This is a genomic window from Bradyrhizobium sp. SZCCHNS30572 (assembly GCF_032484415.1).
GTDB lineage: Bacteria > Pseudomonadota > Alphaproteobacteria > Rhizobiales > Xanthobacteraceae > Bradyrhizobium.
The window spans coordinates 570442-585057 of sequence record NZ_JAUESY010000003.1 but is presented as its reverse complement, the minus strand read 5'-3'; the positions used below and the strand labels follow the sequence as shown (position 1 = coordinate 585057).

Genomic DNA, 14616 nt, shown 5'->3' with positions numbered 1-14616 from the left:
GCTAGAGTCGACAGCCATCCACAGCGAGACAAGAGGTCGCATGCCGCTCAATCTGCGCCAGATCGAGGTGTTCCGCGCGATTATGATGACGGGCTCGATCAGCGGCGCTGCGCGGCTGCTCTCGGTGTCGCAGCCCGCGATCAGCCGGCTGCTGGCCTATACCGAGGATGGCCTCAAGCTCAAGCTGTTCGAGCGCATCAGCGGCCGGGTGCAGCCGACGCCGGAGGCCAAGCGGTTGTTCGCCGAGGTCGAGCACGTCCATCGCGGCGTCGCGCGCATCAACGACCTCGCCGACGAACTGCGCGCCGGCGGCACGGGCACCATCCGCGTGGTGGCGAGCCCGAGCGCGGCCCACAGCATGGTGCCGGAGGCGCTGGCGCGGCTGCGCGGCCGCTTTCCAGATCTGCGCGTCGAGTTCGAATCGTTGACCCTGCTGGAGATCGTCAGCCGCGTCGGCACAGCCCGCGCCGATCTCGGCATCACTGTGCTGCCGGTCGACGAGCCGACAGTCGCGGTCGAGACGATCGCGGAGGGCGCGCTGCACGTGATCATGCCGGCCGATCATGCCCTGACGAGGCTGCGCAGCATCAGGCCGAAGGACATGCTGCCCTATCCGCTGGTCGGCTTCGGCCCGCAAACGCCTTATGGTCACATCGTCACGTCGGCCCTGGCCGGCGGCCCGGAGCCGACCACGATCGTGCGCTACACGCCCGACGCCTGCGCCATGGCCCGCGCCGGCGCGGGCCTTGCCGTGGTCGACCAATTCGTGCTGCGCGGCCGCGCCTGGCCCGACCTCGCGGCACGGCCACTCGCACCGAAGATTCCGATGCGCGCGTATCTCCTGACGCCTCGCTTCGAGCCGCTGTCGCGCAACGCCGCCGCGCTCGCGGATATACTGCGCGGACGCGATCGAAAGGGAACGGCGACGAAGCGATGAGTTGCCGAGCCATCGCCGCGGCGACGGTGCGCTCCCTCTCCCCGTTCTTACGGGGAGAGGGTTGGGTGAGGGGGGCAGCCACGCGCACCGGCCGTGCGGAGAGTTCCCCTCACCCCGCCCCTCTCCCCGCAAGCGGGGCGAGGGAGCACACTGCGATCGAGGCGCGAACCCGGCTCAAACGATCAGAGCGGAATTCACCCAATCTCTACGCCGCCAGCCACCCGCCATCCACCGGCAGCACAACTCCCGTCGTGAACGACGCCTCGTCGCTGGCAAGAAACAGCGCCGCAGCGGCAACCTCGTCCGCCTCACCGAACCGCTTCATCGCGTGGCGCTGGCGCGAGGCCTCGCGCACCGGCTCCGGATCGACGTGGCGCGCAAAGCTCCGGCGCAGCAGCGGCGTGTCGATCGCACCCGGCGCCAGCGCATTGACGCGGATGCCGTCGGTAGCGAAGTCGACCGCCATGGTGCGGGTCAGGCTGATGATCGCGCCCTTGGCGGCGATATAGGCGCTATTGCCTTTGCCGCCGGCGACCGCAAGCTGCGATGCCACGGTGATGATCGACCCGGCCTTCTGCTTCTGCATGATCGGCACCGCGACCTTCGCCCACAGCCAGGTGCCGCCGACATTGGCGCGGAACACCGCGTCCCAATCCATGGGATCGGTCGTGACCACGGTGCCGCCGCAGGAGAAGCCGGCAGCGGTCATCAGCACATCCAGCCGGCCGCGCGCGGCTGCCACGCTCTCGACCGTCGCCTTTGCAAAATCCGCATCACCGACATCGCCGACATACACGCGGCCCTGGCCGCCGGCCTTGGCCAGGAGCAACAGGGTTTCCTCCGCGCCTGCCGCGTCGCGGTCGACGAGCGCAACATAAGCGCCCTCGCGCGCGAACATGACGGCGCTGGCGCGGCCGATGCCGGAGCCGCCGCCGGTGATGACCGCGACCTTCGCGTTGAGCCTCATCTCAGTCTCTCCCGTACTGATCGAACCAGCGGCCGAAATGCTCGGCCGATGCCGCGCAGTCGAAGCGCGCGCGCCAGCCGAACTCCTCGGCCAGTCGCGTCGTCGACAGCCGGCCGCGGCTCGGCGCGAACACCGGCACCGTCGGCGTCTCGCCCTGCTCCGCAAGCCGGCAGACGAAGCCGGGGCGGCCTTGCGCGAAGGCGCGGCCCCAGGCCTCGGCTGTAAACGTGGCTACGCTGGAGATGTTGTAGAGCGTGTGCTGCGGCCTCTCGGCTTCCAGCAACCGGCAGACCGCGTCGGCGACGTCGACCGCATAGACCCAGTCTTTGTCGCCCGGCTCGTTCAGCAGCGCCGGCGCATTGCGCGCGCAACAGGCCGCGATCAGCGCCTGCGGCGATGGCGTGTCGCGCACGCCGCCGCCGCGCTCGAACGGGCCGAACACCGCCGACAGGCGCACGCTGATCACGTCGGTTTGCCACAGGTCCGACAGCCGCGACGCGACGCGCTCAGAGGCGAACTTGCTGATCGCATAGAGCGACACCGGCTCGCACGGCGTGCTCTCCTCCAGCACGGCAAAGCGCTGACCGCTGGCGCCGTAGGACGCCGCCGAGGAGAGATTGATGACGCGGCGGATGCCGCTGCGCCGCGCCGCCTGCAGGATCGGCACCTGCGCCAGCAGATTGACCGCGAGGATGCGCTCGGGGTCGGATGCGTCACGCTCCGGACCGGCGGTAATCGCGGCGCCCATGACAACGGCATCGCAGCCGCCGGCGATCGCGGCCGCAACAGCGCTCGCATCGGTGACGTCGCCCTGCACGAGGTGCAGACGCTCGCGATACGGCGCAAAGGCGCGCTCCGCCGCGTTCGGCAGAGCCGCTGCGTCGAAGATCGTCGCGGCATGGCCGCGCTCGAGCAGCCCTTGCGCGATGTTGAGCCCGACGAAGCCGGCGCCGCCGAAGATCAGGACATGCATCAAGGAGGTCCTCGCCTGGACAGCGATCGACGAAGGGCATTCAGCTCTCGCCCCACGTCATGGCCTGGCGCCGTCCCGGCCATCCACGTCCGGCGGCATCCCGGGAAGCACGTGGACGCCCGGGTCGAGCCCGGGCATGACGGCGGAGAGCGGAGCGACCGCGTCAACATGATCAGCTACTCCAACAGCTCTTCGCGTCTAGAGCAGCTTCGCCCCAAAATTCTGCTCCGGGTCCATATCCGCGACCAGGCGCCCCGTCGGCTTCGCAGCCTCGCCGCCGCTGCGGGCGAGGAACTGGCCGGAGCCGGGCGCGGCCGACAGTCTGCCGTTGTCAATGATGACGCGGCCGCGCGACAGAACGGTCACCGGCCAGCCCTGCACGCTGCGCCCCGCAAACGGCGTGTAGCCGGCGAGGTCGTGCATGGCGGCATCGCTGATCGTGACGTGCTTGTCCGGATCCCACAGCGCGATGTCGGCATCGGCGCCGATCGCGATCGCGCCCTTCCTCGGATGCAGATTGTAGATCTTGGCCGGCGCCGTCGCCGTGAGCTCGACGAATTTGTTGAGGCCGAGCCGGCCCTTCGACACCATCGCATCGAACAGCAGCGGCAGCCGCAACTCCAGGCCCGGCAGGCCGTTGGCGATCTGCTTGAAGTTGGGGGTGGGGCCGGCGCGCAGCTTGCCGGTCTCGTCGAAGCGATACGGCGCGTGATCGGAGGAGATCGTCTGCAAATCGCCGAGCGACAGCGCCTGCCACAGCGCCTCCTGGTCGGGCGCGCGGCGCGGCGGCGGGCTGCACATCCACTTCGCGCCCTCGATGCCGGGCTTGTCGAGATCCTCGGCCGTCATGAACAGGTATTGCGGACAGGTCTCCGCGAACACCTTCAGCCCCTGCCCGCGCGCATCCCGGATCACTTTCGCACCTTCCGCGGTCGAGACGTGGAAGATCATGATCGGCTGATCGACGAGGGCGGCCATGCCGATCAGGCGGTTGAACGCCTCGGCCTCGGAGAAGCGCGCGTGGCTGATGGCGTGGTATTTCGGCGCGGTGTAGCCGCGCGACAGCAGCCGCTTCACCATCCAGGAGATGATGCCATGGTTCTCGGCGTGCGCGCACAGCATGGCGCCGCCCTCGCGCGCGGCGACGAGAATGTCGAGCAGCGGCTCGTCGTCGATCTTGAGCCGGTCGTAGGTCATGAAGATCTTGATCGAGCCGTGGCCCTGGCGGATCAGCGCCGGCAGGTCGCGCTCCAGCGTCTCCCTGGTCGGATCGGCGACGATCATGTGGAACGCGTAGTCGATCACGGCACCCTTGCGCGCCAGCGCGTGATAGTCCTCGACCACCTGCGGCAACTGCATGCCGACATGCTGGGCCGCGAAGGAGATCACGGACGTGGTGCCACCGAACGCGGCCGACGTGGTGGCGCTCTCGAACGTGTCGGCGTTGACGATCCCTGCCGCCGAGAGCTGCTCGATATGGCAGTGGCTGTCGACGCCGCCGGGCAGCACATATTTGCCGCGCGCGTCGATCTCGCGCTTCGCCGGGCCGAGCCCGCGGCCGATCGCCGCGATGGTCTCGCCTGTGATGGCGACATCGGCCTCGAACGTATCGGTGGTGGTGGCGACGCGCCCGCCTCGGATGATCAGGTCATAGGCCGGCTCGGTCATCGCGATCTCCTAGTTCTGCCAGATGGAACGCCGTGGACGCGAGGTGACCGCATCGGCCCCATTGCGTCAGCCGTGGCATAGTGGTTGCCTGTCACGCGCCGTCAACACTGAAGAAGCAGGTAGCTCCCATGTCCCGCCCGCGCATCACCGTGATCAATCCGAACTCCAACCAGGTGGTCACCGACGGCTTGGCGGCGGCGCTCAAGCCGCTGATGTTCGCCAATGGGCCGGAGATCGTCTGCGAGACCTTGAAGGAAGGTCCCTACGGCATCGAGAGCCAGAAGGATGCCGACAGCGTCACCCTGCCGCTGCGGCGTTTCGTCGAGGGCGACAACGCATCCAGCGCGTTCGTGATCGCCTGCTACAGCGACCCTGGCCTGCATGTCTGCCGCGAGGCCACGGCACGGCCGGTGCTCGGCATCGCCGAATGCGGCGTGCTCACCGCGCTGACCCGCGCCGATACGTTCGGCGTGCTCGCCATCGCGCAGCGCTCGATCCGCCGCCACATCCGCTATCTCCGCCAGATGGGCTTGATGGATCGGTTGGCCGCGGAACGCCCGCTGGACATGACCGTGGCGGAAACGGCGTCAGGTGAAGGCACCTTGGCGAAGATGATCGCGGTCGGCCGCGCGCTGAAGGAGGAGGACGGCGCCGGTGCCATCGTCATGGGCTGCGCCGGCATGGCACGGCATCGCAAGAACCTGGAGGACGCGCTGGGAATTCCGGTGATCGATCCGACCCAGGCCGCAGTGACCATGGCGCTCGGCGCGGTGGCGTTTGCGGGGTGAGTGGTTCGCACATCCGTCGTTTGCCCCTGCACGGACCTGCCCGGCCGGCCATCTCACACTCCGCTGTCGTCCCGGCCTTGAGCCGGGACCCATAGCCGCCGGCCGACGTGAGGCAGGCAACTGTCAGCTCCGTTCCTCGATAGCTTCCGCGGTATGGGTCCCGGCGTTCGCCGGGACGACACTGTTTGTGTAGCGGCGCTCGTGCCTGACAATGCAACTGCTGATCAGCGTGGTCAGGCCCACTCTCTCTCCTGCCTCACTCCGGCGGCACCGCGCCGGTGCGGCTGGTGATCAGCCCGTAATGCTCCACGCGGCGATGCCTGGCGAAATCGAAGATCGTCTGCTTGCCGAAGCGCGTCGCATCCATGTCGCACGGCACCACGAGCACCTCGTCGCCTTCGGTCACCGCTTCGGCGACGATCTCGCCGTCGGGATTGACGATCAGGCTGCCACCGATCAGGTGATGACCGTCCTCGACGCCGGCCTTCGCGACCGCGACGACCCAACACGAGTTGTGATAGGCGCCGGCCTGCGCGGAGAGCCGGTTGTGGAACAGGCGCTGCTGCAGTCCCTCGGCCGATTTCAATGAGTTCACCGACGGCGTGTTATAGCCGATCAGCACCAGCTCGACGTCCTGCAGCCCCATGACGCGATAGGTCTCCGGCCAACGGCGATCGTTGCAGATCGCCATGCCGATAATGCCATCGAGACTGCGCCAGACGGGAAAGCCGAGATCGCCCGGCTCAAAATAGCGCTTCTCCAGATGCTGGTGGCTGCGCTCCGGCTCGAACTCCTCGTGGCCGGGCAGATGCACCTTGCGATACTTGCCGACGACGTTGCCGGCGCGGTCGGTGAGAACTGCCGTGTTGTAGTGGTGCCCGTCCGGTGTCAGCTCGGCATAGCCGAGATACATGGCCATCTGATGCTGCGCGGCGCGATCGAACAGCGGCTGCACGGCCGCATTGGGCATCTCGCGCTCGAACCAGCTGTCGACTTCGGCCTGATCCTCCATGTACCAGCGTGGAAAAAACGTGGTCAGCGCCAGCTCCGGGTAGACGATCAGGTCGGCGTCCTTGCGCTTGGCCTCGTCCATCAGTGCGATCATGCGCGCGACGACCGCCTCGTGGCTGTCAGCGCGCTGAATCGGTCCCATCTGGGCGGCGGCGACGTTGATCACGCGCATTGCAGAACTCCTATCCGGACTCCGACGTCATTGCGAGCGAAGCGAAGCAATCCAGGGCTACACGAGGACTCTGGATTGCTTCGTCGCTTCGCTCCTCGCAATGACGAATGTGGCGACAGCGTCATGCACCACCCCTCATCGTTTCACCCCGGCCGGTACAGCACCGGCCGCGTCCGCGAGAACGACGGCCGGCCGCGCTTGAGGCCCCAGAGCGGCTGCGCCAGGGTCGCCACGGCCTCGGTCGGCGTCGCCGCATCGATGCAGACGAGATCGGCCGGCGCGCCGACCTCGATGCCGTAGTCATCGAGCCGCATCAGCCGCGCCGCGTCGTGCGTGACCATGTCGAGACACCCCGCAAGATGATCCGGCCGCGAGACGTGGCAGACGTTGGCGTAGAGGTTCGCCATCCGGATCAGCGAGCCGTCGCCATACGGCGTGAACGGGTTCAGCACGTTGTTGGTCGAGAGCGAGCAGGTCACCCCTTGCGCGCGCAGCGGCTCCAGCGGGACCACGCCGCGCGGGATCGCATGATCGTGCCGGCGCCCCATCAGATGCAGGTCGGTCGAGGGCAGCACGGTGACTGCGACGCCGGCATTGGCGAGCTGCGTTGCGATCGCGTCGAAACGCTCCGGCGGCAGCAGCGACAGCTGCGTGACGTGGCCGACCGCGACGCGTCCGCCCCAGCTGTATTCCTCCGTCTTGCGGCAGACATATTCGATCTGCATGTGATCGAGCGTCTCGGCAAGATCGAGATGCATGTCGATGTCGACGTCGTGCTCGCGCGCGATCGCGAAGATGCGGTCGATCTGGGCCGGCGGGTCGGTGTCGAAATACGGGGCGGCGCCGATGGTGCGTGCGCCGCGGCGCAGGCCCTCGATCAAGAGCTCCTCGGTGCCCGGATAATTGGTGAGCCCTTCCTGCGGAAACACGCAGATCTCGAGGTCGAGCGCCCAGGCATAGTCGCGCGCGAGCTGCTGGATCGCCTCGAAGCCGATGAAACCGATGCCGGGATCGAGCTCGACATGGGTGCGCATCCGCATCGTGCCGTGGCTGACGCAGCGCTCCACGGTCTGCTTCGCCCTGTCATAGACATCGTCGGCCGTGAAGTTGCGCTTGGCGGCCGCAGTCTCGCGCACCGCCTCTGCCACGGTCCCTTCCCTGATCGTGCAGCGGTCGAGGATGCAGGTCTTGTCGAGATGGATGTGCGTCTCGATGAAGCCGGGCACGACGAGGCAGTTCTCGGCATCGCGCTGTTCGCCGTCGGCCTGCAATGACGGCGCGATCGCCACGATGGTGCCGTCGGAAATTCCGATATCGGCCCGGCGCAGCTCACTGTGCTGCGCCAGCACCGCATTGCGAATGATCAGGTCCATGCCGCCGTTGCCGTCGAGAATTCCAGATGCGCGCCAAGCTGGCGGCGTCGCCTGCAAAAGGCAAGCGCCATGCCAGGGCCTGACGCCGCGGGACCGCCGACCGGGATCCGAAACCATTCGTTTACAAATAACCGGCCACCCGGGACCACTTGTTTGGCGGGGAAAAACTGCTATATTGGTGCATGGAAAACGTGAACGCGTTCTGCTCAGGCCCGTCGTCAAGGCGGGCCGTTGCCGTTTTGGGGGTGGCTGTCCGATGACTCGCTCCAACCGTACGGATCACATCCGCCTGACCTCGCACCCGGTGCCAGGCGCCAAGCATAATTTCCCGCTCCACTGGGGCGCCGAAAGCGCACGCGAGCGCGGACCCGTGATCGGCACGGTATCACGTCCGCAGGACCGCAACGTGATCGGCAGCCATGGCGGTTCCTACACGGTCTACCGCGCGCTCGCGGTATCATCCGGTGCGCTCGATCCGATCCGCCGCCCCGATCTCACCAACACCCATCCCGCCGCCACGATCGGCCCGTTCGCGCAGTGGCGAGATCCGGCGAAGATCGTCGCGCTCGATCCCTGGGGTCATCTGGTGGCCGAGAATTTCGGCGGCGAGATCGCGGAAGGAATCGATATCCGGCCGACGATCGCCGTGACCAAGGCGCGGATCGAGCTTCCTGAGTTGCATGCGGCGCTCGCGGCCAAGCGCCTCGTTCATGACGGCGACGTCGTGCATGCCAATGGCAGCGTCTCCGTGGTGAAGATCGCGATCGACCCGGTGTGGTACCTGCCCGGCGTGGCCGCGCGCTTCGGCACCAGCGAGACCAGTCTACGCCGCGGCCTGTTCGAGCAGACCGGCGGCATGTATCCGGAGCTGGTGACCCGGCCCGACCTGCAGGTATTCCTGCCGCCGATCGGCGGCACCACGGTCTATCTGTTCGGCGACGTCGACAAGCTCAATGACAGCCGGACGAAGATCACATGTCGCGTGCATGACGAGTGCAACGGCTCCGACGTGTTCGGCTCCGACATCTGCACCTGTCGCCCGTATCTGATCCACGGTATCGAAGAATGCGTTGCGGCCGGGCAGAACGGCGGCCTCGGCATCATCGTCTACAACCGCAAGGAAGGCCGCGCGCTCGGCGAGGTGACGAAGTTCCTGGTCTACAATGCGCGCAAGCGCCAGGAGGACGGCGACGCCGCGGCGGCCTATTTCGAGCGCACCGAATGCGTCGCCGGCGTGCAGGATGCGCGCTTCCAGCAGTTGATGCCCGACGTCATCCACTGGCTCGGCGTCAAACGCATCGACCGCTTCATCTCGATGAGCGACATGAAGCATGACGCGCTGGTGGGCCAGGGTGTCGACATCGTCGAGCGCGTGCCGATCCCCGACGAGCTGATCCCGGCGGATGCCCATGTCGAGATCGCGGCCAAGAAGGCCGCCGGCTATTTCTCGCTGGAGCCGCAGAAGCCCGAGGCGCTCGGCGACACCGTCGGCCGACCGCTCGAAAAGTACTAGCGCAGCGGCTGATCATGACCGACGTTTCATATCTCCTGTCCGCCCGCGCAGTGCGCGAGCGGGCGCATCAGCTGCTTGCGCTCGGTCTCGCCGACAAGCTGCCGCACTTCCGCATCGACCTCGCAAAGCTCGATGCGATTGCCGACCTCGTGCTCGACGTGACCCGCAGGGCCTATCCAGGTGGCGAGGTGCCGTTCCACTCGCGCTGGCGGCATTTCGTGGTCGGCGGTGTCGATCGCTGGGCCGCGATCGCCGACAATGTGAATTGGCCGGATGCGGCTTCACGGGCGCGCGCCGAGTTCGATCTCGCCATCACCAGCGTGCTGCTCGACGCCGGCGCCGGCGCGGCGTGGCGCTATCGGGATGCCGTGACCGGCGCGCGCATCGGCCGCTCCGAAGGGTTGGCACTGGCGAGCCTCGACATGTTCGCACGCGGTGCGTTTTCGGCCGATGCAAGCCATCCGCTGCGGGCCGACGCCGCGAAGCTGCAGCACATCATCGTCGCCGATCTCGAACGCGGCTTCCAGGTGAGCGCCGACAATCCGCTGGTCGGACTCGAAGGCCGCGTTGCGCTGCTGCGCCGGCTAGGCGAGGTCACGGCTGCAAAGCCGGATATCTTCGGTCGGAAAGATACCCCACGTCCCGGCGGTCTGTTCGATCAGCTCGCCGCCGGGGCGACCGGCGGCCACCTCCAGGCCGCTGACATTCTGCAGCAGGTGCTGCTGCAGCTCGGCCCGATCTGGCCGTCGCGGCTGACGCTGCAAGGCATCGCGCTCGGCGACTGCTGGCGCCATGCTTCCCTGGTCACCGATGACGCGACCAGCGGTCTCGTCCCATTGCACAAGCTGTCGCAATGGCTGAGCTATTCGCTGATCGAACCGCTGCAGCGCGCCGGCCTCGTGGTCGAGAACATCGACGGCCTTACGGGACTCGCCGAATACCGCAATGGCGGCCTGTTCGTCGACGGCGGCGTGCTGGTGCTGCGCGATCTCGCCGATGCCGCGCGGGCGCATGCCGTTGATTCCCCGCTGGTGGTGGAATGGCGCGCGCTGACCGTCGCCCTGCTCGATCGCCTGGCGGCGCTGATCCGCCAGCGCACCGGCCAGACGGCGGAACAGCTGCCCTTGGCGCGCATCCTCGAAGGCGGCAGCTGGGCCGCCGGCCGCAAGCTCGCCTTCGAACGCCGTCCCGACGGCTCGCCGCCGCTGACCATCCTCAGCGACGGCACGGTGTTTTAAGAGGTGTTTGGTAGCCTTGCTTCATAACAGCCGACGTCATTGCGAGCGAAGCGACTTGTCCGCCATAGGCCGAAGGGCGACGGCGGAAGCAATCCAGAGCCCGGAAGAAAGTCTGGATTGCTTCGTCGCTTCGCTCCTCGCAATGACGCAATTCATAAGTTGCGCGTAGGGTGGGCAAAGCGCAGCGTGCCCACCATTCCAAGCTGAGCTAGTATCAGGTGGGCACGGCGCTTCGCGCCTTTGCCCACCCTACGCTTTGGAGATGAAAGCCATGGAAGGCGTCACGGTCGTCGATCATCCGCTGGTGCAGCACAAGCTGACCTTGATCCGCGACAAGTCGATCTCGACCAAGTCGTTCCGCGAGCTCCTCAAGGAGATCGGCATGCTCCTGTGCTACGAGGTCACGCGCGACCTGCCGCTCACGGAGGTCGAGATCGAGACGCCGCTGGCGCGAATGCAGTCGGCCAAGATCGCCGGCAAGAAGCTGGTGTTCGTGCCGGTGCTACGCGCCGGCGTCACCTTCGTCGACGGCATGCTCGATCTGGTGCCGACCGCGCGCGTCGCCCATATCGGCCTGTACCGCGAGCCGCAGACCTTCACCGCGGTCGAGTACTTCTTCAAGGCGCCGTCCGACCTGCAGGAGCGCCTGGCCGTCGTCGTCACGCCGGTGCTCGCGACCGGCAACAGCGCAGTCGCCGCGGTCGACCGGCTCAAGGAGCGCGGCGCCAAGGATATCCGCATGGTCTGCATGATCGCGGCGCCCGAGGGCGTCGAGCGCGTCCGCGGCCTGCATCCCGATGTCGCACTGTGGACCGCCGCGATCGACGACGGCCTCGACGACGACGCCTTCATCGTTCCCGGCCTCGGCGACGCCGGCGACCGCGCCTACGGCACGCGGTAGCAGCATTCAGCCGGCGAATGCGGCCTCTGCCTCCGGCAACGCCCGGATCTTTTCGATCGCTGCAGCGCCTGCCGCCGTGATCGCCGCCTCGTCACCGTGGAGATAGCGGCCGTCGTGGATCAGCAGCCGGCCGTCGATCATCACCTGGTCGATGTTGGCGCGGTTCGCGAGCGCGATCAGGCCGCGACGCGGGTCGTGTAGCGGCTGAAGATGTGGATGCATCATGTCGACGACGGTGAGGTCGGCGGTCGCGCCGGGCGCGATGACGCCGAGATCGTCGCGCTTGATCATGGCGGCGGCCGTCGTGGTGACGGCGTCGATCAGTTCCGGCGCGCTCGCCGTCTCGGCGCTTCCCAGCGCGATCTTCGAGATCATCGACGCCGCGTTGAGCTCGCCGAGCAGATCCATGTTGTAGCCGTCGGTGCCGACCGCGGTGCGGACGCCATGCGCGGCGAAGCGGCCGAAGGCGGCGGTGACTCCGGCGCGCGCGAACACGCGCGGGCAGTTCAGCACGCCGGCACCACGCGCCGCCATCAGCGCAAGGTCCGCATCGGTCGACGCGTGGCAATGCGCCGCCAGCAGATCGGGACCAAGCAGGCCGAGCCAGTCGAGATATTCGGCCGGGGTGCGGCCGCCATGGCGCTGCGCGATCGTCGCGACCTCGCCCGCGCTCTGCGCCATGTGCGTGGTGATGGGAACGCCGAGCTCGCGCGCCCGGCTGGCAGCCGCGCGCAACAGATCCGGTCCGCAGGTATCGGTCGCGTGCGGGCTCATCGCAAGCCGGATGCGCCCGTCGCCCTGGCCGTGCCAGCGCTGATGGAGCGCATTCCAGACCGCCATGTCGGCCTCGCCGTCATCGCCGGCGTAAGTCACGACGCCGGAGGCATCCGCCTTGGCATCTGATGTCGAGAACAGATAGGGCGCGCCATAGAAGCGCAGGCCCATCTCGAGAGCCGCATCGAACAGCTCCGGGATCGTGTTGCGGAACGGCTCCATCACCGTGGTGGCGCCGCCCTTCAGGAGCTGCAGCACCCCCATGCGGCCGATCGCCAGCCGCTCCTCCACCGAAAGGATTTCGGCCCCGCGCTTGGACAGCGGCAGCAGCACGGTGTAGACGATGCTCTTGTTGTTGCGCCGGCCGTTGCCGTCCTCGGTGAGCGTGCGTGCGATCGCCTCGCTGAAGATGTGGTTGTGCAGGTTCAACAGGCCTGGCAGCACGAAGCGACCCGGACGATCGAACACCTCGTCCGCCGCCGGCCGATCACGCGTCACGGCCGCGATGCGCCTGCCCTCGACCAGCACCCAGTGATCGCGCAGGACGTCCTGCGCGCCGTCCTTGCGCGTCAGCACGTAGCTGCCGAAGATCGCCGTCGTACTCATGCGTCCTTCGCTTCCGCCGCCTCATGGCGCTGGTAGTTCGCCGCGATCTCGGCTCCGGTCGTGATCCACACGTCCCGGCACGATTTGGCGTAGGTCAGGAACTCGCGCAGCAGCCGGAAGCGCATCGGCCGGCCCGAGACCTGCGGATGCAGCACGGTCGTCACCATCGCGCCCCAATCGCGGACTTCGTCCAGCTCATCCTTCCACATCGACAGCACGTGCTCTTTCGGAAAGATCGAGCGCGGCGAGAACCGCGCCGACAGGCCGTGCATCCAATCGTCATAGCTCGCGGTCACCGGGATCTCGATCGTGCCCGGCGAGCCGGAGGCCAAGCGATGGCGATAGGGCCTGACGTCATCGCGGAACGAGGAGGTGTAGACGATGCCCTGGCGCACCAGCGCTGTCAGCAGCTCCTCGCAGAACTCGCCGAACGGCGCGCGGTAGCCGATCGGCCGGATGCCGAGCCGGCGCTGGATCGCCTCGAAGCCGCGCTCGATCTCCTCGACGATGAAGGGATCGCCGGGATCCGGCAGCAGATGGTGATAGCCGTGATGGCCGATCTCGTGGCCCGCCTTCAGCACCGCTTCCGCCATCGCCGGATGCGCGTCGACCGCCCATCCCGTGATGAAGAACGTCGCCTTGAGATCGAGCTCGGCGAGCAGCTCGAGCAGCTTCGGCGTGCCGACGCGCGCCTCGAAGCCGCCGAAGCTCATCGTGACCAGACGCGCCGCATGCGCGGGATCCTTCGAGGTCCAGGCGCTCTCGGCGTCGATGTCGAACGACAGGAACATCGCCGCTCTGTGCGGCGCAGGCCATGGATAGTCCGGCGCCGGCGGCGCGGTGTTGGCGGGAACGACCGGGATTCCCGCGAGCGCCTTACTGTCCAGCATTGATCAGCACCTTCTCGATTCCGTTGTCGCTCAGCTTCCACTTCGCCAGCAGCGCCTTGTAGCTGCCGTCGGCAATCAGGCCCTCCAGCGCGGCGCGCAGCGCCTCGCGCAGTTCGTCCGCCTTCACCGGCGTCGCCAGCCCCGTATATTGGTACGCGATGGGCGTGCCGACCGGCACGTAAGTGTTCGGCTCGAGATCCATGATGTAGGGCAAGGTCTCGTTGCCCTGCACGGCGGCGTCGATGCGGCCCTGCTTGAGCTGCGTGCGGGCGTCGGCCGAGCCCTCGGTGCCGACGAACTCGATTCCGCTCGCGCCGCAGTTCTTCTCGCTCCAGGCGGCGATGTCCTTCGGGAACATCGTGCGCCTGGAGGCGCCGACCCTCTTGCCGCACAGCGCCGTCGGCTCCTTGAACTCGCTGGCGCGCGAAGCCTGCACGAAGAATCGCGGACCGCTGCGCAGGTAGTCGATGAAGGTCGCGGTATCCTGCCGGCTCTTGTAGTCGGTCATGCCGGTCAGGATGATGTCGAAACGCTGCGTGGCGAGGCCCGGCATCAGCTGGTCGAAGCTGGTCTCCTGCCACACCGCGTTGACGCCGAGCTTCTTGGCCAGCGCCTCGCCGAGCTCGACGTCGAAGCCGGTCAGGGTCGCGGTGGCCGGATCCTTGAACTCCATCGGCGGATAGTTCGGCACCACCGCGATGCGCAGGCCGTTCTGCTTGATATCGGCCGGCAGCTCGGCGGCGAGAGCCGCGCCCGCCACGGCCGCGCTCATGAGCCCAGCCAACACGATCGACTTCAATTCCAT

At 67.4% G+C, this 14616-nt stretch carries 13 protein-coding genes; 5 read left to right on the top strand and 8 right to left on the bottom strand.

Features of this window, described 5'->3' with window-relative positions; genetic code table 11:
• Positions 1-40 precede the first annotated feature (40 nt).
• Positions 41-937 (top strand): LysR substrate-binding domain-containing protein, encoded by an 897-nt coding sequence (locus tag QX048_RS10925; RefSeq protein WP_316159417.1) that lies wholly within the window; start codon positions 41-43, stop codon positions 935-937.
• Between the two features lie 205 nt (positions 938-1142).
• On the opposite strand, the gene QX048_RS10920 is transcribed toward QX048_RS10925, so the two are convergent.
• The 3 genes from QX048_RS10920 to hydA form a co-directional block, all read right to left on the bottom strand.
• Positions 1143-1904 carry an SDR family oxidoreductase gene (locus tag QX048_RS10920; protein ID WP_315827057.1) on the bottom strand — a complete coding sequence of 254 codons (762 nt, stop codon included), beginning with the start codon at positions 1902-1904 and terminating at the stop codon, positions 1143-1145.
• Position 1905: 1 nt separating this feature from the next.
• A complete protein-coding gene (locus QX048_RS10915) occupies positions 1906-2877 on the bottom strand; it encodes an NAD(P)-dependent oxidoreductase (RefSeq protein WP_315827058.1) in 972 nt (323 codons plus the stop codon).
• A gap of 198 nt (positions 2878-3075) precedes the next feature.
• The gene (gene hydA, locus QX048_RS10910) at positions 3076-4545 is read right to left on the bottom strand and encodes a dihydropyrimidinase (protein ID WP_315827059.1); all 1470 of its coding nucleotides are present in this window, start codon (positions 4543-4545) and stop codon (positions 3076-3078) included.
• A 128-nt stretch (positions 4546-4673) separates the two neighbouring features.
• Between hydA and QX048_RS10905 the strand changes: the two genes are divergently transcribed.
• Entirely contained in the window at positions 4674-5333 is a 660-nt protein-coding gene (locus tag QX048_RS10905; protein ID WP_315827060.1) for an aspartate/glutamate racemase family protein, read from the top strand.
• Positions 5334-5589: 256 nt separating this feature from the next.
• Here QX048_RS10905 and QX048_RS10900 read toward each other — a convergent pair whose 3' ends face one another.
• The gene (locus tag QX048_RS10900; RefSeq protein WP_315827061.1) at positions 5590-6516 is read right to left on the bottom strand and encodes an N-carbamoyl-D-amino-acid hydrolase; all 927 of its coding nucleotides are present in this window, start codon (positions 6514-6516) and stop codon (positions 5590-5592) included.
• A gap of 143 nt (positions 6517-6659) precedes the next feature.
• Positions 6660-7889 (bottom strand): amidohydrolase family protein, encoded by a 1230-nt coding sequence (locus QX048_RS10895; RefSeq protein WP_315827062.1) that lies wholly within the window; start codon positions 7887-7889, stop codon positions 6660-6662.
• Between the two features lie 256 nt (positions 7890-8145).
• Here QX048_RS10895 and QX048_RS10890 point away from each other — a divergent pair, with 256 nt between their 5' ends.
• The 3 genes from QX048_RS10890 (at position 8146) to upp (ending at position 11541) form a co-directional block, all read left to right on the top strand.
• Positions 8146-9402, top strand: coding sequence for a GTP cyclohydrolase II (locus QX048_RS10890; RefSeq protein ID WP_315827063.1), 1257 nt, complete (start codon positions 8146-8148; stop codon positions 9400-9402).
• Between the two features lie 14 nt (positions 9403-9416).
• Positions 9417-10640 (top strand): URC4/urg3 family protein, encoded by a 1224-nt coding sequence (locus QX048_RS10885; protein WP_315827064.1) that lies wholly within the window; start codon positions 9417-9419, stop codon positions 10638-10640.
• A gap of 271 nt (positions 10641-10911) precedes the next feature.
• Positions 10912-11541 (top strand): uracil phosphoribosyltransferase, encoded by a 630-nt coding sequence (upp, locus tag QX048_RS10880; protein WP_315827065.1) that lies wholly within the window; start codon positions 10912-10914, stop codon positions 11539-11541.
• 6 nt (positions 11542-11547) lie between these two features.
• Here upp and QX048_RS10875 read toward each other — a convergent pair whose 3' ends face one another.
• The 3 genes from QX048_RS10875 to QX048_RS10865 are packed head-to-tail and all read right to left on the bottom strand — an operon-like array spanning position 11548 to position 14616.
• On the bottom strand, positions 11548-12921 hold the full coding sequence (locus QX048_RS10875) for an amidohydrolase family protein (protein ID WP_315827066.1): 1374 nt from the start codon (positions 12919-12921) through the stop codon (positions 11548-11550).
• Entirely contained in the window at positions 12918-13811 is an 894-nt protein-coding gene (locus QX048_RS10870; RefSeq protein ID WP_315750305.1) for a polysaccharide deacetylase, read from the bottom strand. Before QX048_RS10870 ends, QX048_RS10875 begins: the two co-directional genes overlap by 4 nt.
• Positions 13798-14616, bottom strand: coding sequence for an ABC transporter substrate-binding protein (locus QX048_RS10865; protein WP_315827067.1), 819 nt, complete (start codon positions 14614-14616; stop codon positions 13798-13800). Before QX048_RS10865 ends, QX048_RS10870 begins: the two co-directional genes overlap by 14 nt.